Consider the following 24,574-nt stretch of genomic DNA (forward strand, 5'->3'; position numbering starts at 1 on the left):
GTGCCATTTGAGAACGCGAAATTCATTTTGCGATATAAGATTTCAATTTCTCAGTCGCATCTGATTTTTGTGAAAAATAATTCAAAGCCTGATTTGCAATAAGGGCCGAGGATACAAATATTGTCTTCCTACTGCATCGCTGGTGGGACGCAATATCGGTACCCTATTCCTGTTGCGCCCATATTAGGCTTCAAGGGTCTGTGTATCGATATGCATAGACCCTTTTTTGTGTCTTTTCGCCCTCCGCTGGTCAGGCGGAAAGGACAAGCCGTGAAAATCAAGTATACGTTTATCACTGGTGAAACCACGGAAGTCGAGGTCTCCGATGAGATTGGTGCTGTGATCACCGCCAGCCGCAAGGCTGAACACGCTCTGGAGGAGCGCAACCGTTACCACTGCTATTCTCTCGATGCCATCGACTATGAGGGCCTTGAGTACGGCAAGTGCGATGAATATCCCGTTGAGGACGATTCCACAGAACGGACAGAACGCATCAAAGCCGCTTTCGGCAAGCTCACTGAGACCCAGCAACGCCGCCTTGGTATGTATGCGGACGGCAAGACTCTGCGGGAGATCGCCGCGCTGGAAAACACCAGATTCCAGTCGGTGGCCGAGTCCATTGAAGCCGCCAAGAAAAAGTTTTTGAAAGGTATCTGTATATTTGCGCCCTCACATAAACGCTCCACGCCCACGCACTTAGGGAGATTTTTTGTCAGTTCGTAATTATCCCTCGCTGTGATTGTTCCATGCCTGTCGGTCTGCCTTACCTCGACTTCACACTGGCTTTTCTGTTCCAACACAAGCCACTGGTATTTATCGTTTTCTTTCGTAAATACAGTCTGATGCGCATTGGAGTGTGTCTTGCTACGGATATATTTGTCGGCGGTACTGTAATAGTCCAAAATCTGTTGTTCCTGCTTTTTATTCATGGTCTTTGCCCTCCTGTGATATGGATTGATATGATTGATTGGTTTCGGTGTTGATATATGATTTTTTCTCGTTACTTGTTGGGAGATTTGATTGCGGAATACTGTTGTTGGGTATTTCTCCGCTTGGGGAATAGGAGTTCATTTCATACGGTAATTACCGCATGAAAAAAGACTATAACCGATACTGTCATAGCCTTTTAAGGATTGAGGAAGTCCCTTTTTTATTTGTATTTGTTTGTCGCCCCTCCGCACTATCCAACATCAGGCGGAAAAGAGGGGGAAAGTCCTCTCTCCTAAATGGAATTTTCCAAAATATTTTTCAGGTTCAGCAAGCCTCGGTCAATGGAGCCGCTGATCCGGCTGATCCCCACGCCCTCGGCCCGCGCAAGGTCGGCCCTGCTGATACCGAGTATGTAATGGGCGTAGACGCGCCGGGCCTGGACAGGTGGGAGCTGGTCGATGGCCGCATAGAGGGCGGCCCGGTTTTCCCTGTCCTCCATTACCTGCTCCGGGGTCAGCGGGGGAAAGGTCACGTCTGCCTCAAAGCCGGGGGTGCTGTCCAAGGAACACTCGTCATGTTCCCGCTTGCGGCGCTTGTAGCTGTCACACAGGCGGCCACCAATGGAGAGGGTCACGGCGATCTCGTCAGACACCTCCAGCATGACACGCTCGGTCAGGTGGGGATAATATGTATAGCATGCTTGTACGCACCATAAATGTCCTGTATGGCTGCATGATACAGCTTCTTGGGAAGTACAGGCCGCAGGGCTTTCTGCCAGAATTGCGCCCGGCTCACCCAGCCCCCTGCCACTTTCGGAGTAGAAAGCAAGGCTTGCCTGACTTCCGGGGGCAGCGCCTTGAATACTTTCTTTACAGCCCAGAAAGCCTCGCCTTGCAGCGCGCACCCCTCCAGGGTATCTATAAACCCATTACAGATTTCCCAGACTGGAAGCGTTACAGTACCCGCCGCTTCTTTGTACCTGCGCTTGAATTGGGAGAATATTTGAAACAGCTTCACAGTATCTTATACCTCCCTTTTCAGCTCTGCCCTCTGGTAATCCCCGGCAGCATCAATGTCTGCCTGGAAATCCCTACAGATACTCTCCAGCAAGTCACAAGCGCCATAAAGGGCCTCGCTTAAGTCCCCGCTGCTGCCCATCCCGGCATGAATAACGTGAAGTATAGCGCCACAGGCGGTTAAGCGGCCTGCAATGTTGTCCAGGTTATCCCCGGGCATAATCTTGTCATTCATGCCGCTGTCCCCTTTCCAGCCTTGCCAGCGCCTGCACCACCAACCCAGGCAGCTTATAAGGAGAAGTAAAGCAAATTGTTACCGCATCATATTTCCTATCCCAAGAAATCTCTATTGTATCCTGTTCGCCATCATCGGCAGGCATCCCAACCCAAACCGAACCTCTAACTTTAGCAAGCTCTATCATTTTTTCCGATTCCTCCTTGATAATTTCCCCCAGGGCTGGTATAATAACTGTACCAGCCCTTTAGGGGTTGTGTGCGGCTCTTATATAGCGTTCTTGGTCGGGCGGCTATATAAGGGCTTTTCCTTTACGCCACGCAGAAGCGGCGGGCTGTGGTGGTCTTTGCGAACCGCTGGGCCACATCGGGCAGGGCTTTCTTAAGGGCCGCTGTGTCCAGGCGTGTGCTGGTGACTGGCTTCCACGTCACCTTCCAATCGACCCCGGTAAGCGTGTCCACATCCTGGGCTGCCATTTCGGCCTTTATGGCATCCTGCAAGCCCTCAATCTCTGCCTGCAATTCCTCTGCCAGCCGCTTTAATTCCCGCAGTTCTTTTACTTTCTCGTTCATGGTATAGCCTCCTTTGATTTCAGCTTTTGGAGAAGCGGCGGGGGGCGCTGTGCAACTCTCGCTTTTGCTTTGTTAGCATCTCCTGTCCCGTTCTCACCTTGCCGCGTTTGCTTTCGACTTTGGCTTTCCCTCTTGCTGTGTCTATAGTATACTATATGGACAGCAATATATCAAGTGGTAAAGATACCAATATTGACGACAATATATTGTGCATAGTGTATATTGACGACAATATGCAAAAGTGATATACTTAAAATGGTTAAGGTAATGTGATATCGGGAGGTGGAGGATGGCTACTACAAAAGCACAACAAAGGGCAGTAGATAAATACGTAAAGGCAAACTATGACCGGATTGAATTTAAAGCCCCTAAAGGCCGCAAAGCTGAAATCAAGGCCCACGCAGACAACAGGGGCGAAAGCATGAACAGTTTTATAGGCCGGGCTATTGATGAAACAATGGAGCGGGACAAGGAAGGAGGTGAACAGGAGTGAACATGCAGGAAAATGCAAGGTTGATTCTAGGGCTGCGCGCTAAAGGATGGACGGATACGGAAATCGCGGACTTCCTTCTTTGGATTGAAAGCGGCGATGAGCAATATAAGCCGAAGCCAGAAGAATAAGCAAAAGGGCCAGGGAGCAATCCCCGGCCCTCCTACATCGTCATAAATCTATCTACAAGGCCCAGCAAGGCCGTTTAACGCGGCAAGCAAAGGAAGAACCGCAACATCACCTTGCAGAGCCGTTTTCCGCCGCTTCCCGGCGTAAGCAAATCAAGCATTTGCTTCTTTTGCTTAGCTTTGCCTGGTTTTGCTTAGCCTTGCTTTCTGAAAAAACCATTTGCTTTTCAGAAAAACCGTTCGGTTTCTCCAGGAGTTACACACCCTTGTTCTCATCGTTGGTGCAGTTGGTAACCCCTTCCAGATGGCCCTAAGTTAAACTTAGCCTTTTCCACGGTGGCCCACCGTGATTCACCGTAGCCCACCGTGGATAACGGTTTTCTACAGTTACCCTTGCATAATGCTAGTATTTACGCTAGTGAATCCGCTAGTGTTTCCGCCATCATGTGACAGCAAGCCGCAAACATGTGCTATCATTTGATTGCAAGCTGCATCCGGCGGCGAATTGCGGCGAATTGCCGCAGAAACAGCAGGAAGGGCCTCCCCACGCTAGGGAAGCCCTTTTGTTTTTATCGGATTCGAATAGTTAGAATTACCTCGGCACCCGCAGCCTATCTGCCCTTTCTCACGTGCTGGGGGTATAACTTCCCTCCGAATTCGAGTTAGTAGTCTTTCCCTGGCGGTCATTGCCGTTATTTTTAGTAAAAAACGTACTTTCCCCCGCTTCTCTTAACTGTGCTTTCTGTTTTTCGCTAAGTATGCGGGTTGGAGTGATTTTAATCCAGCGCTTGGGGATGGTGCAGACAAGCGCCCCGCTATAGTCGCGGGGTTCATCCAAGACGCACTCTTGGGGCCGTTCCTGGGCCAGCCGCTTAAACTTCCGCTGCAAGGCTTGGTTGTATGTATAAACGCTTGCAGTAGCTTCGGCCTCATTGAAATTGATAATGGTTTCCTGTTCGTACTTTGTGAGATGCGGCATTTTTATTCTCCTTTTTTGTTGGCGGTTTCTGCTTTTTTGCGCCCGGATTTTCCCGGAATTCAGCCCCCTGCTGCTCTGCCTATCAGGTAATCAACAGAAACATGGAAATAATCCGCAAGCGCTGCCAGGGATTCCAAAGTCGGCTGGCTTTCTCCCCGCTCATAGCGGCGCACAGCCTCCGGATGCAGCCCGCACAGCTCTGACACCACCCGGCGGCTTTTCCCCTGTTTTTCCCGCAGCCCGCACAGCCTTGTAGGAAAATCCTCTGGCATTTTTACCACCCTCGTTTATAAAGTTCTATCCAGTCTCCCAAGCGCATAGTCACCAGCCATTCTTGGCGGTTGCGCCTGTGAAACAGGGCGGGCTTCCCATCGTGGAATCACTCACTGTCCCGCGCAGCCTGGGCAAAAGCGGCGGGGATATTCAGCTTTTCCACCCGTTTGCACTCGATATGTATGCCGGGAAGCCCTGTAATGTCGGGGGTGTTGCCAAAGCTTACCGCCTGCCCGGGCTGTGCCTGCAAGCCATACCCCTGCAAAATGCGACAAAGCTCCAGCTCCCCGGCACGGCCTTTTCGTTGAGATGCTTTCCCCACGTTGCACCCTCCTTTTTTATGGCGGCATTTTTGTGCATTTCCTGCCGCTTTAGCGTGCTGCCTTAACTTGCCCATGCTGTTTTAACCGGCTCCCCTTCCGTCAGGAACACGCAGATGGACAAGTTAACCGCAAACCCAGTGATGCCAACGGTTTTTTAATTTGCCCACCTGGACAAATTAAACCTGCTTTAACTTTTTAACTTGCCCACCTGGACAAATTAAAAATAGCTAGGTATACCAACGGTTTCCGGGTTAATTTGCCCACCTGTACAGGTCACACGAGGGAAGGGATTTTTAACCGCCATTCGCGGGTGCCCTCTTTAGGGCTGCCCACTGTATAATATTGGATATCCCCCGCCGCTTTTAATTCCTCTTTTGCCCTGCGCAGCGTATGGAAGCTATATCCTGCCTGCTTGGCGCTTTCCTCCAATATCTTTGAAGGGACATCGCCTCCGGCGTTTTCCACTTCCCGTATAATCCATTCCTTACAATCATTCCGCTTTGGGGCTGAAACGCTTAAAGCTGCTTCTTGGGTAAATTCCCGGTCGCGCTTCCATGTGGTTCCCTCTGGCCTTATCTCCCCGGATTCGCCAAAGGAAAACAAGATAGATTCCTGAAGCTCCGAATAATTGTTCTTCTCGTTGGAAAGGTAGCGCACGCCTTGTTCTTCCGTATACCCCAGCATGAGCACCGAACGGGCGATATCCCACAAATCGGCGCTGTCGGCTATCCTAGGCCACGCTTCTGTGTCTTTCACCATGGATACCTACACCCATGTGCTTAACAACCACAAGGTAGAGAGCATGGCTCTGATGGGTGAACTGTTCGACATGGGACAAGTACCCCAGCAGGAAATTTCTTATCCTGTCATTGCTACCCCATTGGTAAATGGCGAATATAGCTTTTCTGCCCCCATTTTTCCAGAAATCAGCTTTTCTGGTCCAGACCTCTACCAAGGCTTGCAGTATATGAAGGAGCATTTGCAAGAAGAGCTTTTAGTCAGCATTTGTCCTCCTGAACCTACGCCAGCCAATCAAATCATGCTGGATGCAGGCCAGCTTTTGCTGCAAATTCCTGTCTAAAGTATATCCCCTGTTGGAAATGAGTTGACAACGTTGGGGTCAAATTGGGGTCAAATCTCATATGCAAAGCCGTTAAAAACACAAAATATAGCCCAGAACGCTTGGTTCTGGGCTATATATGTGGTTGCGGGGGCAGGATTTGAACCTACGACCTTCGGGTTATGAGGGCGATAAAGGTATTTTTATGCATATAATTGCCCACGAACAGGCTGATTCTGGATACTTATTCACAATTCTTTGCCGAAAAGCAAAGGATTTTCCTATTTGCACAGCTTTCAATAGGCATAGGCATTGGGTTTCCGGGGGATTGTGTTAGAAAAGTGTTAGAAACGAATACGTATGCATAAACCGCTTTTTCCCGTGAAAACCTTGAAGGAAACAGCCGTCTATGGTATACTAAAATCAAATAAAGAAGCGCCTCCCGCAACGAACAAATCGGAGCCGATATATTGTTATTCATCCTATTGCGAATATTTTTAAAGGCCTATGTACATAATTCGTTATGATTTACATAATAGAAAAGAGGTTATCCGATGAAGATCGAATCGTTGAAAATCCGTAATTATAGAGTGCTCCAGGATGTCAGTCTTGAAAATATTCCGAATATGGCCGTCTTTCTCGGGATGAACGGCGTAGGAAAGACAACGTTTTTTGATGTTTTTGGTTTTTTACATGATGCGCTTCAGTGGAATGTCAAAGTAGCCTTATCCAGGAGAGGAGGATTCCGGGAAGTCCTCTCCAGAGGACAGGACGGGGATATTGAATTTGAAATAAAGTTTCGCCCCTCTGAAAACGAGCCTATGATCACATATGAGCTTTCCATTTGCCTGAATGACGATGGCAACCCGGCTATCAAAAAGGAAATCATGCGGTTCCGCAGAGGCCAGACCGGGGCCCCTTGGAAAGTGCTGGAGTTTTCTTTCGGAACAGGCGTTGCCGCCGAAGGAGAACTTATAAAGTATGACGATGTTAAGTTAGCGGAACGGAGTACGCAGAAGCTGGACTCCCCTGACATCCTTGCGATCAAGGGATTAGGCCAGTTTCAACAATTTATCGCGGTTTCCCAGCTTAGAAGGCTGATAGAGGATTGGTACGTTTCTGATTTCCATATAGAAGACGCGCGAGGGGTGGAAGACGCAGGCTATAGCGAGCGCCTTTCAAAGACGGGTGACAATCTAGCCCTTGTTGCAAAATACTTATATGAAAACCATAAAGATGTATTTCAAGAAATCATCGAATCCATGCAGAACAGAGTCCCCGGTATTTCAACCGTGGAAGCACAGGAAACCGTAGACGGAAGAATTATCCTGAAATTTGCAGATGGGAATTTCAAAGACCCGTTTGTTTCGCGTTATGTCTCAGATGGAACCATCAAAATGTTCACATATCTGGTGCTTTTGAAAGACCCTAAAAAGCACGCCCTGTTGTGTGTGGAGGAACCCGAAAACCAGTTGTATCCCCACCTGCTTTCCGAATTGGCGGAAGAGTTCAGGCTTTATGCCTGCGAAGGAGGGCAGGTATTCATTTCTACGCATTCACCGGATTTTTTGAATGCGATTGAGATTGATGAGTTGTACTGCCTGGTAAAAGGCCATGATGGGTTTACAAAAATATATAAGGTATCCGATAGTGAACTGATACAGAATTTGTATGAGGCAGGGGATTTGTTGGGACAGCTCTGGCGCCAGGATTTGTTGATCGAAGAGGTGTCACAATGACAATCATATTTTTATTGGAAGAGCGGTCGATGAAAGAAGTCCTTGATTGTCTTTTACCAAAAATCCTTCCTGAAAACGTATCTTTTAAGACCATCCCACATAGCGGAAAAAGCGACCTACAGCAGTCAATTCCCAGAAAACTAAAAGCCTGGAATGTTCCTGAAACAAAATTTGTGATCGTGCAAGATCAAGATAGCGCAGACTGCGTTGATCTTAAAAACCAACTGTTAGATCTTGCAAGGCCAGCAGGACGGGATGTGCTGGTTCGGATTGCTTGCAGGGAATTAGAATCGTGGTATTTCGGTGACTTGCATGCTGTATCTCAAGCTTATGGCAAAGACGTGCGCGGGCTTTCGGAAAAGAAAAAATACCGTATCCCTGATCAAATAGGAAATCCCAAGGAAGAATTGCGGAAGCTATTCCCACAGCATCAGCAAATTTCCGGTGCAAGAAAAATCAGCCCATATATGTCAATAGATGCGAATACTTCAAAAAGCTTTCAGTGTTTTGTATCGGGGGTAAGAAAGCTTGCTGCCAGTTAATGCTACATATTTCTTACAATTAGCGTTGACTGCCTTTTTTTATTGACATCTCATCAAGAGGGGATGCTTTTGCATGATTGGCAAAATTTATTCTATTGAAGAAATAAAGCGCATCATTACCCCCATTGCGGGACAGTATGGTGTAGAAAGTGTTTCGCTTTTCGGCTCCTATTCTACTGGTACTGCGAAAGTAGGCAGTGATATTGACTTGAAAATTGAGAAAGGCAAGCTCCGGTCTCTGTTTCAAATCGCAAGCTTTCGCTTGGCCTTGGAAGATGCTCTATCCCTTCCTGTTGATTTGCTTACCAGTGAATCTTCTGATAAGGAATTTTTGAAAGCGATACGTGAAAGTGAGGTGCTGCTTTATCGAACCGCGAGATAATTTGATTCTTAAAAAGATTATTAGCTATTGTCAGCGCATTTCCGAAAATTTAGAACGCTATGATAATGATTTTACTTCTTTTGAAAATGATACCATGTTTCAAGATGCTTGCTGCATGTGCGTAGTACAAATCGGGGAGCTAGTAGGCCAACTCTCTGAAGAAGCGAAAGGTTATGCTCCCTCTATCCCCCTGGCGAGCTATCAAAGACACTCGCAACTTCTACGTCCACGCATACGGCTCTATTGATATCCCCTCTGTCTGGGATACTTTAGTGAATGATATTCCCCTTCTGTCTTTGACGTGTAAAGAGTTATTAAGGGAGTGATGATTTGCGTTTTTCCAGACGGATTCCAAATGGAAATATCAAAATGGTTTTTCTTTCAACGAATTAAAGAGATACATAAAGCCAATCGAAAAAAGTATAACCTAGCTGATATTGCTAAAGAAGTTGACCTTGTTACTATGCAGACCTTGGAGCTGAAAAGCTCTTTGGAGAGAACCCCGTGGTTTGTGGAAAATGTTAAGGCTGATATGAAGAAATTCCTTTTGTAAATGTCCAATTAGTTTTTGGACTCCAAGACTATAAGAAAGAGAAAGTAGGCTTGCATTAAAGCCACTTTCTCTTTCTTCAATATGAAATAGGTAAAAATCTTTTTATTTTTGGCAAAATTTGTCAAACCACTCTTTCTTTGCAAACAAAAAGAATACCCCCTCAATTGCTCCTATGTATATATATGGATCAACTAGTCCAGGAAGGAAATGATTTAAGGCAAAGAAAATGACAAGGTGTGCGACGCCTATACCTGCACGACCAAGATAAAACCATTGTGCTCCTAAACACCCCATGATAATTCCAAGGATTCCCGCAACTATCTTACTTTTAGGTTTTTTACTTGTTGGACTGGCGGTTTGTACAGGAGGGGTAAGAGTATCCTAGGCCACGCTTCTGTGTCTTTCACCATGGATACCTACACCCATGTGCTTAACAACCACAAGGTAGAGAGCATGGCTCTGATGGGTGAACTGTTCGACATGGGACAAGTACCCCAGCAGGAAATTTCTTATCCTGTCATTGCTACCCCATTGGTAAATGGCGAATATAGCTTTTCTGCCCCCATTTTTCCAGAAATCAGCTTTTCTGGTCCAGACCTCTACCAAGGCTTGCAGTATATGAAGGAGCATTTGCAAAAAGAGCTTTTAGTCAGCATTTGTCCTCCTGAACCTACGCCAGCCAATCAAATCATGCTGGATGCAGGCCAGCTTTTGCTGCAAATTCCTGTCTAAAGTATATCCCCTGTTGGAAATGAGTTGACAACGTTGGGGTCAAATTGGGGTCAAATCTCATATGCAGAGCCGCTAGAAACACAAAATATAGCCCAGAACGCTTGGTTCTGGGCTATATATGTGGTTGCGGGGGCAGGATTTGAACCTACGACCTTCGGGTTATGAGCTGTGGTGAGCCGGTTTTTCCAGCAGTTTACAGGCATTTCTGACCCTTTCCGCTCGGTTTTCCAGCCAAAACCCGAAGGTTTAGCCCTGAACAGTCCACTGAGTTTTTTTGGTTCTGGGTCAGAAAATGGGTCAAACACAGCATGTGGAGAAGGTAGGAGTGGGGGAGACTACATCAAAATTTGCGCCGCTAAACAAAGAAAAGCTCCATCCGGTCCTGAGATTCGATTACGGTATCCCGCTCATTGAGTTTTCAGATCACTTCCAGGCAGACCTCGTCCTGCTCCATTTTTCCAAAATATGCCTCCTGTCATTTGCACCGCTCAGTCATAATGGATAATATCGTCTGATCCGTCTGCCGCATTCCCTGCTGAGCTAAAAGGCCCACATTCGCGATTGTATCATCTACGCCTTTGGTCACGATACCATCGCCGCTCTTGAATTCCTGGTGGTTTTTATACATAGAGTAGCCCAATATCCCCGCATCTACACTGGCGGCAATCTTGGCGGCGCAGGACGGCTTTGCCCCGTCGCAGATGGTTCCGCTGATGATAGCCACCGCGTTGACGATGGTGTGCGCAATGGCCTCGTAGCCGCCGTCCAGCAGATAGGCGATTCCGGCCCCTGCCCCGACCCCGGCGCTGACCGCGCCGCAATAGGCCGAGAGACGGCCTATGCCGCTTTTCTGATGGATTGTCACCAGGTCGCTGACCAGCAGCGCCCGATACAGCTTTTCCTGGCTTGCCCCCAGGAACTTCGCGTACCGGACCACCGGCACAGAGGCGGTGATCCCCTGGTTGCCGGAGCCGGAGAGGATCACCACTGGCAGCTCACACCCGCTCATTCGGGCGTCGCTTCCGGCGGCGGCCCAGGCCTTTGCCTCGGTTTTGATGTCCCCGGGATACTCTTTCAACAGGACGGAACCAATATTGGCGCCCCAGTCATTTTGCAGGCCCTCCTCCGCGATTGCCGTGTTGCAGTCTATCTGCCGCTGCAATAACGGTGCGATATTCCCAAGCTCCGCCGTGTTCGCAAACTCCAGAATATCCGCTACATTCAGCACACTCTTGTCCGTCAGACTGTCCTCGGCGGAATCTGTCACCGGCTTTTCCAACAGGACTTCGCCATCCCTTTCTTCTCTGACAATATTGCCATGGCTGTTGGCAATATGTACCTGGGCGGAATGCTCTCCCGCCCAGCCGGTCAGGCGGATGTCCAGCATCCGAGGCGTGTCGGCGCAGACGATCTCAATGGGGGTATCCTGACAATAGGCCGCGATTGCCCCATGCTGCTGTGCCGGAACAGAGGAGATGACCTGTAGAATCTTCTCTGAGTCCCCCGCCGCTACCCCCGCCGCAATGGCCGCGGAGATGCCCTTTAGCCCTCCGGTGTTGGGGACGACTACGCTTTTCACATTCTTGATGATATTGCCGGAAACCTCCGCCCGTATCCTTTCCGGCCAGGCTCCCAGGATATCCCGGAGCCGGGCGGCGGCATAGGCCAGGGCTATGGGCTCTGTACAGCCCGTGGCGGGAACCAGTTCTTCCCTTAAAATGGACAGATACGCTTTTTTGATTTCAGCAGTCAACATAAATTTACCCTCCTTTTATTCTATAGGGCTTTCGGGCGGCTCCACATAAACCCGCTCTCTGGAAAAGCCCTGTCCCCGTACCTCCTTGATCTGCGTGATGGTCAGGAACGCGTTAGGGTCAACGGATTGTATCAGCGACTGTGCGGCATAGAGCTTCCTGGGCGGGATCACGCACAGCACACCGCGCTGAGGTGACCTTGTCCTGCCGGTTTCGATTTGAACCATAGTGATACCGGCCTGCAGCTTTGTCAGGCATTTCTGCCGTATCTCCTCGTACCGTCTGGAAATCACAAAGAGCTGTATCTGTGACTGCCCTAAAAGCATCACCTTGTCCAGCACAATCGTCTCTACCACCAGCAACACAACGCCGTATAGGATTTGCTCCGGGTCAGAGAACACAGCCTGCGCGCCCATGATGACAATATCCGTCAGGTAGACCGCCACGGAGACCGGGATATGTGTCCACTTATGCAGTACCAGATTGACCACATCCGTGCCGCCGGTGGAGGAGCCCACCCGCATCACCAGCCCCACGGCTATCCCCACCAGCCCGCCGCCCAGCAGGGCCGACAGCAACGGGTCGGCAGTCAGTCCTTCGATACCCGGCACCCTCTGGGCCGCGCCCAGGAAGATGGGGTAGAGCAAGGAGCTGGCCACCGTAGCCAAAACGAACCTCCATCCCAGCACCGCCCAGCCCAGCGCCAGGGCCAGCAGGTTCACGCATAAAACAATCAGGGCGGTGTCCAGCGGGATGAACCTTGCCAGAACCACCCCAACGCCCGTGGCCCCGCCCATGATGACGCCGCTGGGCAGGATGAATGCCGCCACGGCGAACCCCAGCAGCATATTCCCGGCTATGATCGCAAAGCCAACCTCCGACGCTTTTTTCAAGCGCTTCCGATCAAGCCTTCTCATATCAGAGTACCACTATATTGTCCAGCCAACCGGCACAGGCGTCCACCTGCTGTCGGGAGCCGAGGACGCAGATGCTGCCCCGCGCTGTCAGGTCCTCCACGGGGCCGGCCAGAGCTTTCAGATCTTCCGGCACGGCGGCGAGCATCTCCCGGCGGACGCGGCACCGGTCCTCGTGGCTAATCTGCCGCCAGTAGAGAGCGTCTGCCATCCGGCCCTTCATGCGGGCTGTCAGAAGCGGGTCGGACTCCGCCGCCGCGCCGGTGATCATGCCGGTCAGGTCTATGTCAATGCCTCTCAGAAAGTCCGAGGAGGCACGGTAGCAGTCCAGCGTCCGGGCGGCGCTGGGGTCGCGGAAGGAGTAGAATCCAGCAAAGCCTGTGTCACGCAAAACCATTCCCGTGCCGTAGGCCCCGCCTTGGACCCGTACCGTGTTCCAAAGGTGGGCAAGGGAGACGGTACGTCCCATGACCTTCGCCGAGCCGCTTCCGGTTCCCTGGAAAACGCCGCCCAGAGCCGCGTATGATACGCCGGATGGGATCACAAACCCCTCCCGACGGGGTTCCCAGGGCAGAACGGCCCCCGTGCAGGGCAGGGCAAAGCTGCCCTGCGGCAGGCTGGACGAAAGCAGTCGGGTGACAGTTTTGGCAGAAGCTTCATTCCCGGCAGTGACGCTGACCGTCATGCGTGCGCGGCAGAAAATGCGCTGGGCCAGAGATATAAGATCCTGCGCCAAAGCAGGAAAGCGGGCGGGGAAGTTCTGCTCCAGTTCCGTGAGCCACCGCAGGAAGGTGATGCCCGACGCCTGCTCCTGGACGGCACCCTCGGCGGTTGAGCAGGCCAGGACCCTGGACATGGCGGCGCTGTGTCCTGCCGTGACCATCTGCTCCGCCATCGCCGCCCGCCGCTGGCGCAGGAAGGTGAGCGCCTGCTGGGCGTTCTCCCACTGCTGTCCAACTAAAAGCTCTGTCAGGAGGGACAGGGCTTTTTCCAGTTTCGCGTCCAGAATACTGCAGGAAACGCACAGGAATGTCCGGCAGCGGTCCGGGGCGTTTTGCCGCCCATACGCTTCTACCGTGAACCAGATATTCCCGAACAGGGAGCGCATCTCCCGGCTCAGGTCTGCCAGACTGTACTTAGCCGTATCCAGACAGCCGAACAACTGGGCCATAAAGGATGCCTTAGCCAGTTCCTCTGGGGACAAGTCATCCAGCGCGAAATAGAGATTGCAATAGGTGATACCATTGGTGGGCAGCCGATGGCGGAGGAGCGCTATGCTGTCGGCGGTTTCTTCCTCTATAGGCAGCTTTTCCGGCTCCGCGGGGATCTGGTCAAGGCGAAGCCTGGGGATGGACGCCAGCTGCTCCGGCGTGTCCGGCATGTTCTGCCAGGCGGCGATAGCTTCCTGGAAGCGATGGACGCCGGCGGCTTCCTCGGTTCCCCAGCTGGATCGGACGGCACTGAGTCGAGCTGTCTCCTGGGCCTGGCGCTCCTGGCCTATGGTGTGGGAGGGCAGTGCAAGGATTCGGCAGTGATGGGGGTTCTCTAAAATGAGCTGCTTTAGAAGCTCCTCAAAATAGCCTGTCCCGCACTTGTCCCGCAAGCCGTCAAAGAGCGTACCGACGCTGAGATTTGCCGCAGGGTCGCCGCCGTAGAGCCAGCTCTCCATCACCTGGAAGCAGAGCATAAGCCCCTGGGGCATCTGCCCATAGTCCCGCTGCCGGGCCTCAAACTCCAGATTGTCCAGCGCCGCCAGGACCCGCCGGTGATCCAGCCCCTCCCGGGACAGCCGCTCCAGCTCATCCCGGAGGGCGGAGGACACCTCCTCGGACTTGTCCTCGGCAATGTCCCTGGCCTCCAGCAGGAGCCAGGGCTGCTGTACGCCGTCGTGAAGCTCTAAGCGGACGTCCTGAGCCAGGCCGCTTTCCAGAAGACGCCGCTTCAGGGGGGCCTGGTTGTCCCCACATAGTACATCCGATAAGGCTTGCAGCGCCATTAACGTCTCCCTGTCCCGGAAGGTGCAGACAGCGTACCCATCTGCCAGCCGGGCGCGTCCCTCCAAGGATTCCTGTGCGGACAGCTCATAGCGTATAGCGGACAGGCCCGCCTCAACAGGCTTTTGCAGAGGTATCCCTTCCGGCGTGGGACAGCGCTCGTATGCACAAAGGTATTCACTGTCCAAAATCTCAAGAACCTGCGCGATATCTACGCTGCCGTCCAGGAATATATAGGAATTTGATGGGTGGTAGAGACGGCTGTGGGCGGCAGCGAAGGCTTCGTAGGTCAGCTCCGGGATATGCGCCGGGTCGCCCCCGGAAACAAATCGGTAACAGGTATCCGGGAACAGGCGGCGGGCCGCTTCCCGCTCCAGAAGGGCGTCCGGCGAGGAGAAGGCCCCCTTCATCTCGTTATACACCACGCCCTTGACGGAGAGCGCGCTGTCTTCGCCCAGCTCGTAGTGCCAGCCCTCCTGGCCGAAAATCTCCGGCTTGGAGTGGAGCAGCGGGTGCAGTACCGCGTCCATGTAGACCCGCAGGAGATTGATAAAATCCTGGCCGTTCCGGCTGGATACAGGGTAGACAGTTCTGTCAGGGAAGGTCATGGCGTTGAGGAAGGTGTTCATGGAGCTTTTCATCAGCTCCACAAAGGGCTCCTTCACCGGGTAGCGTTTGGAGCCGCACAGGACGGAGTGCTCCAGGATATGGAACACGCCTGTGTCGTCCCAGGGCTGGGTCTGGAAGGCGATGGCGAAGGTCTTGTTTTCCTCCGCCCGCTCCAGCCATACCAGTCGGGCGCCGGACTTTTGGTGCTCCATCTGCCAGAGGTCCGCCTCCAGCTCGTCAACACGTTGTTGATCTAGGACAATAAAACCTGAAAGGATACTGTTCTTTTCCATGATAGCCTCCTTGTAGTGAGTTCCTTTTTGTTCGATCCGGCTTAGACACCAATATTATAGGAGCTTTTCTCCTCTGGCGCAAGGTGCTATGACTATTCTGTTCATTTTCCCGGCCATTCTGTCCCATTCGCCAAAACTCCCCGCTTTTTCATACCGGCTTTGGACTGGGACAGAGCGTCCGCTATCTGTACAGAATAGACCGTTTCCGGGGCGGAATGAGCAAGTAGTATTGATTTTTTCGGAAAAAATGATATGGTTGCATCATAGAAAAATCTGGGAGGGGTATGTCAAATGTACGACCTGCTTATTATCGGCAGCGGGCCCGCCGGTGTTTCCGCCGCGCTGAGCGCAAAGGCGCGGGGCTTGGATTTCCTGTGGTTCGGCTCCAGACAGTTGAGCCCTAAAATTGCGAAAGCTGAGCGCGTTATGAACTATCCGGGGCTTCCGGCGGTCACCGGGCCAGAGATGCGGGAAGCCTTTTTACATCAAGTAGACAGCCTGGGCATTTCTGTTTTAGAGGAACGGGTCAATTCCATCTACGGCATGGGCGGCTATTATACCGCCGTGGTCAACGACAAGATGTATGACGGCAGGACTGTCATCCTGGCCCCGGGGGTATCTAACAGCCGTGAGATACCCGGCGAGAGCCGGTTGCTGGGGAAGGGGGTCAGCTATTGCGCCACCTGTGACGGGGAGCTGTATCGGGGCAAACGTATAGCGGTGGTCTGCACGGACCCGTCCTTGGAGGAAGAAGTGGAGTTTCTGGCCGGGCTGGCTTCGGACGTGTTCCTGTGTACCAGCTATAAGGATTGCGGCGTTCACCGGGACAATGTGCGGCATACGGTGGGCTATCCCGCGGAAATTTTGGGTGAGGACAGGGCCTCCGGCCTGATCTGCGGCGGAGAGACAGTAGCGGCGGACGGAGTCTTCTGTCTGCGTTCCTGCGTGGCCCCCTCGGCGCTGCTGCCGGGACTGGCGGCAGAGTGCGGGCACATCCAGGTGGACCGGGGACAGCGGACCAACCTGCCGGGCTGTTTTGCCGCCGGGGACTGCACGGGACGGCCCTATCAGTACGCAAAAGCGGTGGGCGAGGGCAACGTGGCCCTGCACAGCGTGGTGGAATACCTGAAAGAAATGGAGGCGTGTGAATGAAATCAAGAATATTGAAGGTAAAGGACTACCGGGAGGTGGACGTGGAGCCTCTGCTCAGGCCCTTTGTGCCGGATGAGACAGCGCTGGAGGCGGAGCTGAGGCGGCTGACTAACCCATATATCCGCTGGGAACCCGGCGAGGAGGTTTCTGCCGGGGACCAGGTGGTGTGCCGGTTGCTTTCGGACTGCCCCCGGTACAATAAGGAGAAAGTTCGCTTCGTGGCAGGGAGCGGGATGTTTCAAAGGGAGCTGGAAAATCTCTCCATCGGCATGAGGGTGGGCGAGACCCGGGAGGCCGGCCTGCCGGAGGGGAAGGTGTCCCTTACGCTGGCGGGGGTGATGAACCGCGTGGCCCCGGAACCCAGTGATGAGATGGTGGAGAAGCTGGAGCTGGACGGCGTGCATACTGTGGCGGAATACCGGGCCTACCTGCTGGAGCAGCAGCGGGAGGCCGCCTTCGGACAAGACTCCTTTGAAGCGCTGAAGAAACTCACCCGGGAGGTGATAAGCGGCTCGGAGTTTATCCTATACAGGGAGGACTGGGCCGAAGCTATCAACCGGGAGCTGGACCGCTGCCGGACGCTGTGCCGCCAGGAGGGCATGGTCCTGGAGGAAATGACGCCGGAGCAGTTCCAGGGCCGCATCCCAGTGAAAAGCTACCATGAGCTGGTAGCCATGCTCCAATATGATGGTTGGGACAATCTCTGCCGCTATCTGCTGGGCCGCCGGTACGCCGAAACGGACAGTTTCCACTCCGGCGAGGCGGAGTATGAGGCGTTTATCGCGGACTATGCCAAAACCTGGCGCGTCTGCGAGGAAAACGCCCGGGAGGCTAACCCGTTTGAGAACTTCATTTTCAACGAATACACCGGGCACGCCTATACAGTGCTGAAAAACTATATCAGAGAATTTTATTAAGGGAGGAACCCATCATGGCGATTCAAAACGCGGACAAGACCAATTTCAAAGAGCTGATCGGAGAGGATTTCGTGATCGCGGACTTCTACGGCACAACCTGCGTTCCCTGCAAGCTGTTTTCCAAGATATTGGAGGATATTGAGGCGGAAATTCCCTTCTTGAACATCGTCAAGCTCAATACCACCGAGAACCCGGAGCTGGCGGAGGAGTACGGGATAACCGCCGTGCCCACCGTACACTTTTACAAGGACGGACAGCTGGTCGAGAGCCATGTGGGCGTTATGCAGCCCCAGGCGGTGAAGGATGTGATCGCCCAGTATATGTATGCGTAAAACCGGACAGATTAAGCGGATTTTCGGGCAAAATCGACACCTGCCCTTTTTTCCAGATTTCCAATATGCTATAATTCTTTCACCAATAAAAGGAGGCTCTGTCCCATGAAAAAGACTGTGAAACGCATCACTTGTTTGCTGCTGGCACTGCTTCTTGTGTGCGGTCTTGCCGCCTGCGGCGGCACAAAAAGCGTGGACCCCAAAACCTGCACATACGATGAGATGGTGGACTATCTTACCGCCAAAGGCTACATCTCCAAGGACGCCGCTCCGGTGGATATGCTTACCACCGAGGGCTATATTACGGACAACACCGGTGGGGAGATTCCCTATGCGCCCTTTGCGGATAAAGCGCAGGACTACGACGGGCTCTGGCTGATGTGGTGGGACGCCGCCACCCCCTCTGAGGCGTACACCAGCTGCTTCCAGAATCTTGCCATGAACGAGGGTACCATCGTCTATATGGGCGGCGCAGCTGTTCTGGAGACCGCCGCTTACAACGGCAGCTTTGCCATTGCCTTTGGGGAAGGCTACTCCAAAAAAGACGCGGCTATAAAAGATTTTCAGGCGCTTTCCCAGAAATAAGGACACAGAAACGCCCCTACCCTATCCTATATGGGATAGGGTAGGGGCGTTTCGCTGAAAAACACATAAGAGGAAGGAGAAAAACATGGAAACAAACGCGATTTTCCGAAAAAATTACGGCAGCTTCCGCCGCTTCTTCTCCATGCTGGGCAAGGCAAACCTGCCCTATCTGTGGATCATTGGCTACCTTGCGGCAAGCGCCGTCATTGCCAATGTGGGCGTCAGCTCCACCGAGTACAGCGCCGCCCTCTTTGCGGGGAACGTGGGACTGACCGCTGTGGTGCTGCCATACCTGTTCTACCAGATACTGTCCTTGATTCTCAGCTCCGTCTCCGGGCTCATCAATAACCTCTGCACAGCCCGCATGGACAGGAACCTGCGGCGTATGGTCTGGCGCAAGACGGTGAGCCTGCCCCTGCGGTTCTATGAGAACAACAATCCCAAGGAACTGCTCAGCCGTATCACCACAGACATCTCCAGCATCAGCAATCTGGTCATGAAGGTTTTCCTCCCCATCTTCACCACGGCCTATGCCAGCTTTGTCATCCTTCAGAAGGTCTCCAGCTATGATGGGGCGCTGATGTGGTCTTTAGTGGCGGCGCTGCCGGTGAATATCCTCATCAGCTTTATTCTGGGCCGCCTGCAATTTGGCGTACAGGATCTTATCAACCGGCGCAACGCCGAGCTGACCGCCACTGTGGCGGAGCGGACCAATAACCTTATGCTGATAAAATCCATGGGCGCCGAGGCCAAGGAGGCCGATGTCGGCGGGGAGCGGATGAAGGCCAGCTACCGGGCCGCCGGAATGAATATTTGGATCACTGGCACGGCCATCCCCATTCGGGCCATTGCCAGCGTCCTGCAAACCATCGTCATTATCCTGGTGGGCCGGGGCTACTACGCCTCCGGCGCGCTGAGCCTGACGGAGTGGATCGCCTATTATGGCTTTGCCATTCAACTGACCAATATCCTTAGCGCGTATTGCGGCTACTGGACCTCATTCAAGAGCGCCCAGGGCGCGGTGGACCGGGTGACCGAGATCATGGCCGAGCCCTCAGAAAATTTGAACGCCGGAAGCGCCATGGATTCCCCGACGGGGGGCATACGCTTTGAGAAGGTGGATTTTTCCTTTGGGAGCGAGCCGCTTTTCCAGGGCCTGGACCTGGACATCCCCGCCGGGCGGATCACCGCCGTGGTAGGTCCCTCCGGGTCGGGAAAGACCACCCTGCTGAACCTGATCGACCGCCTTTACCCGCTGAACGGCGGGGCGATACAGATCGGCGGAAAGGACACCTCGGACTATTCTCTGTCCAGCTTCCGCCGTGCCCTGGGATATGTGACTCAGGAGAGCGTCATGTACGCGGGCACCATCCGGGACAATCTGCTCCACGGCCTGGGGTGCACGCCGTCGGACGAGGAGCTGGACGAGGCCTGCGCCGCCGTGGGCATCCTTGACTATGTTCGCCGCCAGCCCCTGGGCTACGACGCCCCGGTGGGGGAGAGCGGGGCCAGTCTTTCCGGCGGGCAACGGCAGCGTTTCTCCGTGGCCCGGGCCCTGTTGAAAAAGCCGGACTGCCTGCTGCTGGATGAGGCCACCGCCGCTATGGACATCGGCGGCAAGGCGGGCGTTTGGGCCAGCATCCGGCAGGTGATGGCGGGGAAAACCGTGGTCTATGTGGCTCATGATGCCCAGACCATACGCAACGCGGACTACCTGATCGTCCTTCGGGACGGACAGGTGGAGGCCGCCGGGGAGCGGGAGGACGTTATGGCTTCCAATTCCTATTGTCGGGAAATGATGGAAAACGGAGAGGAGGGCCGCTGATATGAAGCGCAACGGAAAAGACGGCAGTCAACAGCAAAAGCAGAAATTTTCTTTCCGCTCCTATATCTCTTTTTACACTCGGTTCCCCATTCCCTGGTGGCTGTTTATCGCGTCCCTGGCCTTCGGCCTTGTCAATACCGAGGTGGTGCTGGCTGTCTCCAAGTATGTGATCCAGATCAACAAGGGCGAGCTCTACAACGGCGTTATGATCGGCTACTCCCTGTTGACCGTGCTGAACGCCGTGATCTCCATGTTCAGCAACCTCTGCGGAGAGTATGGCATCCAGAAGGTCACCTTTAGGGCCAGGATGCTGCTGTGGAACAAGATCCTCCATCTGCCCATGCGGGAAGTGGAGCGCCGCCAGCCTTCCTCCCTCATCTCCGGCGTTGTAAACGACATCACCCAGGCCAGCGCGGTGATACATATGATATTCTCCGCAGTGGCCTCTGTCTACGGCTTTATCCGCTGCTGCGTGGAAATGGCCCGGTTCAATGCGAAGCTCTCCGCCTATATGTTGCTGCTTGTCCCTCTGGCCATTGGCGTGTTCGCCCTGGTGGGACAGTTGCAGTACCGCATGATGCTGCGGCGGTATGAGAGCCTGGGCGCCATGACGGAGTTTTTTTCCGAGCATATCTCCGCCGCCAAGCACGTGAAGGCCCAGGCCATGGAGGAACTGGAAGCGGAGGAGGGCCTTCGGGCCATCGACCAGCGGTATAGGGCCGACATCTATTATGCCTTTATGGAGGTTCTGCAGGTGTTCTCCAATACGCTTTATACCTCCATCGGCAGTATTGCCATCGCCCTGTTCGGCTCTGACATGATCCGCAAGGGCCAGATGCCCGATACCGGCATCAATGATTTTACCACCTATAAGGGCCGGGTGGACCAGTATCAGGCTGAGGTGCTGACCCATTACCAGACCCTCAAGGGCACCCAGGGCGCCATGCAGTATGTGGGCGTCCTCCTGGATGGGCCGGAGGAGGATCCGGATGCCGGACGCGACCTGCCGGAGGGCCAGGCGAAGGAGGACATCGTGCTGGAACGGGTGAGCTTTGGCTACGACCTCCATCAGCCGGTGCTTCATGACCTGAGTCTCACCATCCCTGCCGGAAAGACCACTGCCATCATCGGCAATAATGGTTGCGGCAAATCCACCCTCTTAAAACTTATCCAGGGCATTTACCCGCCGGACAGCGGCCGGGTCTGGCTGGGGGAGTCCGCTGTGGACAAGGTGAAGCTGGCCCAGCTGCGCCGGCGCTTTGGCTGTATTTTCCAGCATAATCCCTTGTTTTCCGGTTCCGTTCGTGATAACATAGCCTATGGAGAAACAGACGAGGTATCGGATGAGGCTGTGGCCAGGGCCGCAAGGCTTGCGGATGCGGACGGCTTTATCAGCCAACTGCCAAACGGATATGACTCTGATGTGGGCGTGGGCGGGGCGCTGCTCTCCGGCGGGCAGCGCCAGCGGGTGGCCATCGCCCGGACGCTGCTCTCTGACCCGGATTATCTGCTTATGGACGAGGCAGGGGCCAGTCTGGACCATAAGAGCGACATGACCATCTTCCGCGCCGTCAGGGAACATATGAAAGGCAGGACGATCGTGGTGGTGGCCCATGATATGCGCACGGTAATGGAGGCGGATCATATCATTGTCCTCAACAGCGGCTCCCTGGAGGCCACTGGCACCCACGAGGAGCTGCTGAAAACCAGCCCAACTTACCGCACTTATCTGGAACTGCAGGGCTTTGCCCTGGCGGGAGAGGAGGCAGGACAATGAAACGCTTTACGATTCTATTTTCTGTTCTTCTGGTGCTGGGCTTTGGCGGCGTGCTGGCCTATGTGGCGGCGTCGCCGGAGTTTGTTCCGCCCACGGCACTGATCGGCGAGGGGGAAGACCCTGACGCTCCCATCTGGGATATGACCATGGACGAGGTTCTGGCTGAATTAGCGGCACAGGGACTCATTGACGATCCTGCCTCCGCTATCTCTCTGTCAAGCGACGGCCTGTGTACCGACGCCCGCCAGGTCAGCGGCGCGGAATTTTACTGGTGGGACCTGGAAAACCTGAAGGAGGGCAGCCAAGAAGAGACTGCCTATAAGAGCCTGAAGTCAGACGGCGTCATCGATCTCTACGGCTCCGGGCACATTTTGAGTTATGTTCACAACGGCCCCTTTGCTCTGTGGCTGGACCTCTATGAGGGCGACCCGGGCGCGTTGGAGCAGGCGTTCAAGGCTGTGGGGCAGGCAGAGTAAAAACAGGGAGGAACCGGCGATGGAGATGAAAGTTCTGCTGGTGGACAGCGACCAGCGCCTGATGGGCGAGCTGACGGTTCTGCTGCACGCGTTCCAGTGCTTCCGGGTGGTAGGAACGGCGCGGACATCCACGGAGGCCGTTGAGTATGTCCAGTCCAATGATGTGGACGTGATATTTGCCAGCCACCAGCCAGCCGATCCTCGCACTACCAGCGTGGGAGAGCATTTGTCTGCCGTTTTGGGCCAGAGCCACCCCCATATCCAGGTGGTGGTATATTCCGGCTCGCAGGAGTGGGCTTTTAGCGCCTTCCGCTGTCAGTGCGCCGGGTACCTGCTGACGCCCTTCGACCCCCTGGCGCTCCAATCGCTGGTCAACCGCCTGAGCTATGTGTTCGACCTACAGCAGGCCAAGCGGGAGGTGGCGAATCGCAGTATCATGATTAAAACCCGAAGCGGATATCAGCTCACCCGTCTCAGCGATATTCTCTTCATCGAACGGAACAACCGCAAAAACAGCATCGTTACTACCGATGGGCAGGAAATTGCGCTGCTGGGATACACCATGAACCAGCTGGAGGAAATGCTGGAGGGCTGCGGGTTTTACCGCTGCTATCAGTCTTTCATCGTCAACCTCTCCCAGGTGGCGGCTGTCCGGGCGGACAATGAGGCGAAAAATTATACCATTCGTTTCAAAGGCTATGAGGGAGTGATTCTGCTCAGCCGGGAAAAATACGCAGAGCTGGTAACCCTTCTGAAGGGGCGGTACGCGAAGATCAATATCTGATGCCACATCATAAATATAGTGCGAAAAGGGGTATATTTACGCCAGTATGGGGATGATTTTTGCGCCGCTAAACAAAGAAAAGCGGTTCACGGTTCAGCCAGCCACTCTTTGAACTCATCGAAAGTCATTTTCCCAGCAGCACACTCGTCACGTTTGCCCTTTGCAGTAGCGCTCCAAGCGTAGAACGCGCCGGGGCTTATCTTCCCTACCTTGATCCAATTAAAGCGTTTCTTGTACTCCCGCCGGTACTCCTTGAACAGCTCGTCCGAGTTTTTCTTCTCAGCCCAGCGCTTTACTGCGCCGACTTCTCTGCAGGTGTGCCCGTTCTCGTCAACCGTCAGATTGCAGAACTCCGCCGTGTTGCGCCGGGGGATAGCAAAGTACTTACCGCAGTAAGAGCAGATACGCATGCGCTGTTCACGCTTGACGCACTCCCGGAGGGAGAATTCCACAAGGTCATAGATGGAGGCCGGGTGGAGGGTTTCGGCGAAAGCATCTCTGCTGATGCGCTCATAGACAGTAGAAATCGGCTGGAACTTGTAAGCGTAGAGTGGGTGTGATTTCTCTTTATCCAGATACGCTTGCAGCTTTTCCTGGGTTGGCTTCTTTTTGCCATCGTCAATGTCCAGCACGTCTTGGAACAGGCGCATGATTTGCTTTTGAAGCATATCGACGGTGCTGGGGATGTGTGCAAGCTGTTTGTGTGGAAGGATGTCCGCTGCGCTCTCGTCAGGATGCTGCTCTGCATAATGAAACCGTGCTTGCCAGTCTAAGCGCAGGAACTCAAAATAGATGTGCTGGCTTGCCAGCTCTGCAAGTGTACTCATCACCGCAGACTGAGAATCAAAGCTGGGCTCTTGATAAAAATCCAGTAACGCTTTGTCCATCCTCTTGAACTCGTCCTCCATCGACTTGATGTCTAGATAGACAAACCGCAAAAGGCTTTCCAGAAATGGGAAGTCCTTTTCTTTTTTCCTCGAACGCCCTGTCTCCGCGTAGACGAAATGCTCCCGGCCCTCTGCAAAGTAGGTGTAGAACACATAATCAAACACTTCCGCCACTCTCCAATCATAAAGCTTAAAATAATTTTTGAAATTGTCCTTGACAAATCGATTTCCAGGTGTTACCATAAGACCATGTAGAAAATCAAGTCTGGATTTAAGAATAAGTCTACAACAAGAATTTGAGAATGTCAAGGAGAATTTTCC

The 24,574-nt window shown here is 53.4% G+C and carries 32 protein-coding genes; 18 read left to right on the forward strand and 14 right to left on the reverse strand.

The window, feature by feature from the left end:
- Positions 1–270: 270 nt before the first annotated feature.
- Positions 271–723 carry a hypothetical protein gene (locus tag VSQ30_RS13460; protein WP_334464590.1) on the forward strand — a complete coding sequence of 151 codons (453 nt, stop codon included), beginning with the start codon at positions 271–273 and terminating at the stop codon, positions 721–723.
- Positions 724–1,222: 499 nt separating this feature from the next.
- On the opposite strand, the gene VSQ30_RS13465 is transcribed toward VSQ30_RS13460, so the two are convergent.
- The 5 genes from VSQ30_RS13465 to VSQ30_RS13485 form a co-directional block, all read right to left on the reverse strand.
- Positions 1,223–1,591: an RNA polymerase sigma factor gene (locus VSQ30_RS13465; RefSeq protein ID WP_334463679.1), complete on the reverse strand. Its 369-nt coding sequence runs from the start codon at positions 1,589–1,591 to the stop codon at positions 1,223–1,225.
- An 11-nt stretch (positions 1,592–1,602) separates the two neighbouring features.
- Positions 1,603–1,947 carry a hypothetical protein gene (locus VSQ30_RS13470; protein ID WP_334464591.1) on the reverse strand — a complete coding sequence of 115 codons (345 nt, stop codon included), beginning with the start codon at positions 1,945–1,947 and terminating at the stop codon, positions 1,603–1,605.
- A 6-nt stretch (positions 1,948–1,953) separates the two neighbouring features.
- Positions 1,954–2,181 carry a hypothetical protein gene (locus tag VSQ30_RS13475; protein WP_334464593.1) on the reverse strand — a complete coding sequence of 76 codons (228 nt, stop codon included), beginning with the start codon at positions 2,179–2,181 and terminating at the stop codon, positions 1,954–1,956.
- Positions 2,174–2,368 carry a hypothetical protein gene (locus tag VSQ30_RS13480; RefSeq protein ID WP_334464594.1) on the reverse strand — a complete coding sequence of 65 codons (195 nt, stop codon included), beginning with the start codon at positions 2,366–2,368 and terminating at the stop codon, positions 2,174–2,176. Before VSQ30_RS13480 ends, VSQ30_RS13475 begins: the two co-directional genes overlap by 8 nt.
- Positions 2,369–2,492: 124 nt before the next feature.
- Positions 2,493–2,753: a hypothetical protein gene (locus VSQ30_RS13485; RefSeq protein ID WP_334464596.1), complete on the reverse strand. Its 261-nt coding sequence runs from the start codon at positions 2,751–2,753 to the stop codon at positions 2,493–2,495.
- 289 nt (positions 2,754–3,042) lie between these two features.
- Here VSQ30_RS13485 and VSQ30_RS13490 point away from each other — a divergent pair, with 289 nt between their 5' ends.
- Together VSQ30_RS13490 and VSQ30_RS13495 are read left to right on the forward strand one after the other, a co-directional pair.
- On the forward strand, positions 3,043–3,246 hold the full coding sequence (locus VSQ30_RS13490) for a hypothetical protein (RefSeq protein WP_334464598.1): 204 nt from the start codon (positions 3,043–3,045) through the stop codon (positions 3,244–3,246).
- Positions 3,243–3,374 carry a hypothetical protein gene (locus VSQ30_RS13495; protein WP_256376717.1) on the forward strand — a complete coding sequence of 44 codons (132 nt, stop codon included), beginning with the start codon at positions 3,243–3,245 and terminating at the stop codon, positions 3,372–3,374. The genes VSQ30_RS13490 and VSQ30_RS13495 overlap by 4 nt, the downstream gene beginning before the upstream one ends.
- Before the next feature lie 622 nt (positions 3,375–3,996).
- Here VSQ30_RS13495 and VSQ30_RS13500 read toward each other — a convergent pair.
- From VSQ30_RS13500 to VSQ30_RS13515, 4 genes are all read right to left on the reverse strand, one after another.
- Complete coding sequence (locus tag VSQ30_RS13500; protein WP_334464599.1) at positions 3,997–4,350, reverse strand: hypothetical protein; 354 nt, start codon at positions 4,348–4,350, stop codon at positions 3,997–3,999.
- Positions 4,351–4,409: 59 nt separating this feature from the next.
- Positions 4,410–4,622 carry a helix-turn-helix domain-containing protein gene (locus VSQ30_RS13505; protein ID WP_334464601.1) on the reverse strand — a complete coding sequence of 71 codons (213 nt, stop codon included), beginning with the start codon at positions 4,620–4,622 and terminating at the stop codon, positions 4,410–4,412.
- 107 nt (positions 4,623–4,729) lie between these two features.
- The gene (locus VSQ30_RS13510) at positions 4,730–4,945 is read right to left on the reverse strand and encodes a hypothetical protein (RefSeq protein WP_334464603.1); all 216 of its coding nucleotides are present in this window, start codon (positions 4,943–4,945) and stop codon (positions 4,730–4,732) included.
- 274 nt (positions 4,946–5,219) lie between these two features.
- Complete coding sequence (locus VSQ30_RS13515) at positions 5,220–5,705, reverse strand: hypothetical protein (protein ID WP_334464605.1); 486 nt, start codon at positions 5,703–5,705, stop codon at positions 5,220–5,222.
- Positions 5,706–5,748: 43 nt separating this feature from the next.
- Between VSQ30_RS13515 and VSQ30_RS13520 the strand changes: the two genes are divergently transcribed.
- The 6 genes from VSQ30_RS13520 to VSQ30_RS13540 all read left to right on the forward strand — a co-directional run bounded on the left by VSQ30_RS13520 (position 5,749) and on the right by VSQ30_RS13540 (position 9,222).
- Positions 5,749–6,027 (forward strand): hypothetical protein, encoded by a 279-nt coding sequence (locus VSQ30_RS13520; RefSeq protein WP_334464607.1) that lies wholly within the window; start codon positions 5,749–5,751, stop codon positions 6,025–6,027.
- Between the two features lie 533 nt (positions 6,028–6,560).
- Entirely contained in the window at positions 6,561–7,745 is a 1,185-nt protein-coding gene (locus VSQ30_RS13525; protein WP_334464609.1) for an AAA family ATPase, read from the forward strand.
- Positions 7,742–8,287: a DUF4276 family protein gene (locus VSQ30_RS13530; RefSeq protein ID WP_334464611.1), complete on the forward strand. Its 546-nt coding sequence runs from the start codon at positions 7,742–7,744 to the stop codon at positions 8,285–8,287. The genes VSQ30_RS13525 and VSQ30_RS13530 overlap by 4 nt, the downstream gene beginning before the upstream one ends.
- Before the next feature lie 73 nt (positions 8,288–8,360).
- On the forward strand, positions 8,361–8,669 hold the full coding sequence (locus VSQ30_RS13535; protein WP_334464612.1) for a nucleotidyltransferase family protein: 309 nt from the start codon (positions 8,361–8,363) through the stop codon (positions 8,667–8,669).
- A 173-nt stretch (positions 8,670–8,842) separates the two neighbouring features.
- Positions 8,843–8,995: a HepT-like ribonuclease domain-containing protein gene (locus VSQ30_RS20660; protein ID WP_350339949.1), complete on the forward strand. Its 153-nt coding sequence runs from the start codon at positions 8,843–8,845 to the stop codon at positions 8,993–8,995.
- 29 nt (positions 8,996–9,024) lie between these two features.
- Positions 9,025–9,222 carry a hypothetical protein gene (locus tag VSQ30_RS13540; RefSeq protein WP_334464613.1) on the forward strand — a complete coding sequence of 66 codons (198 nt, stop codon included), beginning with the start codon at positions 9,025–9,027 and terminating at the stop codon, positions 9,220–9,222.
- Between the two features lie 102 nt (positions 9,223–9,324).
- Here the strand turns inward: VSQ30_RS13540 and VSQ30_RS20665 are convergent, their stop codons facing one another.
- Positions 9,325–9,543, reverse strand: coding sequence for a hypothetical protein (locus VSQ30_RS20665; RefSeq protein WP_350339957.1), 219 nt, complete (start codon positions 9,541–9,543; stop codon positions 9,325–9,327).
- A gap of 132 nt (positions 9,544–9,675) precedes the next feature.
- Between VSQ30_RS20665 and VSQ30_RS13545 the strand changes: the two genes are divergently transcribed.
- Positions 9,676–9,954: a hypothetical protein gene (locus tag VSQ30_RS13545; protein WP_334464615.1), complete on the forward strand. Its 279-nt coding sequence runs from the start codon at positions 9,676–9,678 to the stop codon at positions 9,952–9,954.
- Between the two features lie 475 nt (positions 9,955–10,429).
- On the opposite strand, the gene VSQ30_RS13550 is transcribed toward VSQ30_RS13545, so the two are convergent.
- From VSQ30_RS13550 to VSQ30_RS13560, 3 genes are read right to left on the reverse strand one after another with little or no spacing between them, the layout of a single operon-like run.
- Complete coding sequence (locus VSQ30_RS13550; protein WP_334464616.1) at positions 10,430–11,710, reverse strand: L-cysteine desulfidase family protein; 1,281 nt, start codon at positions 11,708–11,710, stop codon at positions 10,430–10,432.
- 15 nt (positions 11,711–11,725) lie between these two features.
- Positions 11,726–12,625: a YitT family protein gene (locus tag VSQ30_RS13555; protein WP_334464617.1), complete on the reverse strand. Its 900-nt coding sequence runs from the start codon at positions 12,623–12,625 to the stop codon at positions 11,726–11,728.
- A 1-nt stretch (position 12,626) separates the two neighbouring features.
- Positions 12,627–15,518, reverse strand: a complete 2,892-nt coding sequence (locus tag VSQ30_RS13560) for an insulinase family protein (protein ID WP_334464619.1) — start codon at positions 15,516–15,518, stop codon at positions 12,627–12,629.
- Positions 15,519–15,809: 291 nt separating this feature from the next.
- Between VSQ30_RS13560 and VSQ30_RS13565 the strand changes: the two genes are divergently transcribed.
- The 8 genes from VSQ30_RS13565 (at position 15,810) to VSQ30_RS13600 (ending at position 23,366) form a co-directional block, all read left to right on the forward strand.
- The gene (locus VSQ30_RS13565; RefSeq protein WP_334464620.1) at positions 15,810–16,670 is read left to right on the forward strand and encodes an NAD(P)/FAD-dependent oxidoreductase; all 861 of its coding nucleotides are present in this window, start codon (positions 15,810–15,812) and stop codon (positions 16,668–16,670) included.
- Entirely contained in the window at positions 16,667–17,587 is a 921-nt protein-coding gene (locus tag VSQ30_RS13570; protein WP_334464621.1) for a trigger factor, read from the forward strand. The genes VSQ30_RS13565 and VSQ30_RS13570 overlap by 4 nt, the downstream gene beginning before the upstream one ends.
- 14 nt (positions 17,588–17,601) lie before the next feature.
- Positions 17,602–17,919: a thioredoxin family protein gene (locus VSQ30_RS13575; RefSeq protein ID WP_334464490.1), complete on the forward strand. Its 318-nt coding sequence runs from the start codon at positions 17,602–17,604 to the stop codon at positions 17,917–17,919.
- A gap of 105 nt (positions 17,920–18,024) precedes the next feature.
- Positions 18,025–18,504, forward strand: a complete 480-nt coding sequence (locus VSQ30_RS13580; protein ID WP_334464622.1) for a hypothetical protein — start codon at positions 18,025–18,027, stop codon at positions 18,502–18,504.
- A gap of 85 nt (positions 18,505–18,589) precedes the next feature.
- Positions 18,590–20,329: an ABC transporter ATP-binding protein gene (locus tag VSQ30_RS13585; protein WP_334464623.1), complete on the forward strand. Its 1,740-nt coding sequence runs from the start codon at positions 18,590–18,592 to the stop codon at positions 20,327–20,329.
- A gap of 1 nt (position 20,330) precedes the next feature.
- On the forward strand, positions 20,331–22,106 hold the full coding sequence (locus VSQ30_RS13590; protein WP_334464624.1) for an ABC transporter ATP-binding protein: 1,776 nt from the start codon (positions 20,331–20,333) through the stop codon (positions 22,104–22,106).
- Positions 22,103–22,582 (forward strand): hypothetical protein, encoded by a 480-nt coding sequence (locus tag VSQ30_RS13595; RefSeq protein WP_334464625.1) that lies wholly within the window; start codon positions 22,103–22,105, stop codon positions 22,580–22,582. Before VSQ30_RS13590 ends, VSQ30_RS13595 begins: the two co-directional genes overlap by 4 nt.
- 19 nt (positions 22,583–22,601) lie before the next feature.
- On the forward strand, positions 22,602–23,366 hold the full coding sequence (locus tag VSQ30_RS13600) for a LytR/AlgR family response regulator transcription factor (protein ID WP_334464626.1): 765 nt from the start codon (positions 22,602–22,604) through the stop codon (positions 23,364–23,366).
- Positions 23,367–23,452: 86 nt separating this feature from the next.
- Here the strand turns inward: VSQ30_RS13600 and VSQ30_RS13605 are convergent, their stop codons facing one another.
- A complete protein-coding gene (locus VSQ30_RS13605) occupies positions 23,453–24,418 on the reverse strand; it encodes a DUF6076 domain-containing protein (RefSeq protein WP_334464627.1) in 966 nt (321 codons plus the stop codon).
- Positions 24,419–24,574: the final 156 nt, after the last annotated feature.

Origin of the sequence: Acutalibacter sp. JLR.KK004 (assembly GCF_036941085.1) — a bacterium.
Classification (GTDB): Bacteria; Bacillota; Clostridia; order Oscillospirales; family Acutalibacteraceae; genus Acutalibacter.

Excerpts from the sequence above, each read along its gene's own strand:
- VSQ30_RS13465 (WP_334463679.1), bottom strand. The coding sequence starts at position 1,591 with ATGCTGGAGGTGTCTGACGAGATCGCCGTGACCCTCTCCATTGGTGGC.
- VSQ30_RS13475 (WP_334464593.1), bottom strand. The coding sequence starts at position 2,181 with ATGAATGACAAGATTATGCCCGGGGATAACCTGGACAACATTGCAGGC.
- VSQ30_RS13480 (WP_334464594.1), bottom strand. The coding sequence starts at position 2,368 with ATGATAGAGCTTGCTAAAGTTAGAGGTTCGGTTTGGGTTGGGATGCCT.
- VSQ30_RS13485 (WP_334464596.1), bottom strand. The coding sequence starts at position 2,753 with ATGAACGAGAAAGTAAAAGAACTGCGGGAATTAAAGCGGCTGGCAGAG.
- VSQ30_RS13490 (WP_334464598.1), top strand. The coding sequence starts at position 3,043 with ATGGCTACTACAAAAGCACAACAAAGGGCAGTAGATAAATACGTAAAG.
- VSQ30_RS13500 (WP_334464599.1), bottom strand. The coding sequence starts at position 4,350 with ATGCCGCATCTCACAAAGTACGAACAGGAAACCATTATCAATTTCAAT.
- VSQ30_RS13505 (WP_334464601.1), bottom strand. The coding sequence starts at position 4,622 with ATGCCAGAGGATTTTCCTACAAGGCTGTGCGGGCTGCGGGAAAAACAG.
- VSQ30_RS13515 (WP_334464605.1), bottom strand. The coding sequence starts at position 5,705 with ATGGTGAAAGACACAGAAGCGTGGCCTAGGATAGCCGACAGCGCCGAT.
- VSQ30_RS13520 (WP_334464607.1), top strand. The coding sequence starts at position 5,749 with ATGGCTCTGATGGGTGAACTGTTCGACATGGGACAAGTACCCCAGCAG.
- VSQ30_RS13525 (WP_334464609.1), top strand. The coding sequence starts at position 6,561 with ATGAAGATCGAATCGTTGAAAATCCGTAATTATAGAGTGCTCCAGGAT.
- VSQ30_RS13530 (WP_334464611.1), top strand. The coding sequence starts at position 7,742 with ATGACAATCATATTTTTATTGGAAGAGCGGTCGATGAAAGAAGTCCTT.
- VSQ30_RS13535 (WP_334464612.1), top strand. The coding sequence starts at position 8,361 with ATGATTGGCAAAATTTATTCTATTGAAGAAATAAAGCGCATCATTACC.
- VSQ30_RS20660 (WP_350339949.1), top strand. The coding sequence starts at position 8,843 with ATGCTCCCTCTATCCCCCTGGCGAGCTATCAAAGACACTCGCAACTTC.
- VSQ30_RS13540 (WP_334464613.1), top strand. The coding sequence starts at position 9,025 with ATGGAAATATCAAAATGGTTTTTCTTTCAACGAATTAAAGAGATACAT.
- VSQ30_RS13545 (WP_334464615.1), top strand. The coding sequence starts at position 9,676 with ATGGCTCTGATGGGTGAACTGTTCGACATGGGACAAGTACCCCAGCAG.
- VSQ30_RS13550 (WP_334464616.1), bottom strand. The coding sequence starts at position 11,710 with ATGTTGACTGCTGAAATCAAAAAAGCGTATCTGTCCATTTTAAGGGAA.
- VSQ30_RS13555 (WP_334464617.1), bottom strand. The coding sequence starts at position 12,625 with ATGAGAAGGCTTGATCGGAAGCGCTTGAAAAAAGCGTCGGAGGTTGGC.
- VSQ30_RS13560 (WP_334464619.1), bottom strand. The coding sequence starts at position 15,518 with ATGGAAAAGAACAGTATCCTTTCAGGTTTTATTGTCCTAGATCAACAA.
- VSQ30_RS13565 (WP_334464620.1), top strand. The coding sequence starts at position 15,810 with ATGTACGACCTGCTTATTATCGGCAGCGGGCCCGCCGGTGTTTCCGCC.
- VSQ30_RS13570 (WP_334464621.1), top strand. The coding sequence starts at position 16,667 with ATGAAATCAAGAATATTGAAGGTAAAGGACTACCGGGAGGTGGACGTG.
- VSQ30_RS13575 (WP_334464490.1), top strand. The coding sequence starts at position 17,602 with ATGGCGATTCAAAACGCGGACAAGACCAATTTCAAAGAGCTGATCGGA.
- VSQ30_RS13580 (WP_334464622.1), top strand. The coding sequence starts at position 18,025 with ATGAAAAAGACTGTGAAACGCATCACTTGTTTGCTGCTGGCACTGCTT.
- VSQ30_RS13585 (WP_334464623.1), top strand. The coding sequence starts at position 18,590 with ATGGAAACAAACGCGATTTTCCGAAAAAATTACGGCAGCTTCCGCCGC.
- VSQ30_RS13590 (WP_334464624.1), top strand. The coding sequence starts at position 20,331 with ATGAAGCGCAACGGAAAAGACGGCAGTCAACAGCAAAAGCAGAAATTT.
- VSQ30_RS13595 (WP_334464625.1), top strand. The coding sequence starts at position 22,103 with ATGAAACGCTTTACGATTCTATTTTCTGTTCTTCTGGTGCTGGGCTTT.
- VSQ30_RS13600 (WP_334464626.1), top strand. The coding sequence starts at position 22,602 with ATGGAGATGAAAGTTCTGCTGGTGGACAGCGACCAGCGCCTGATGGGC.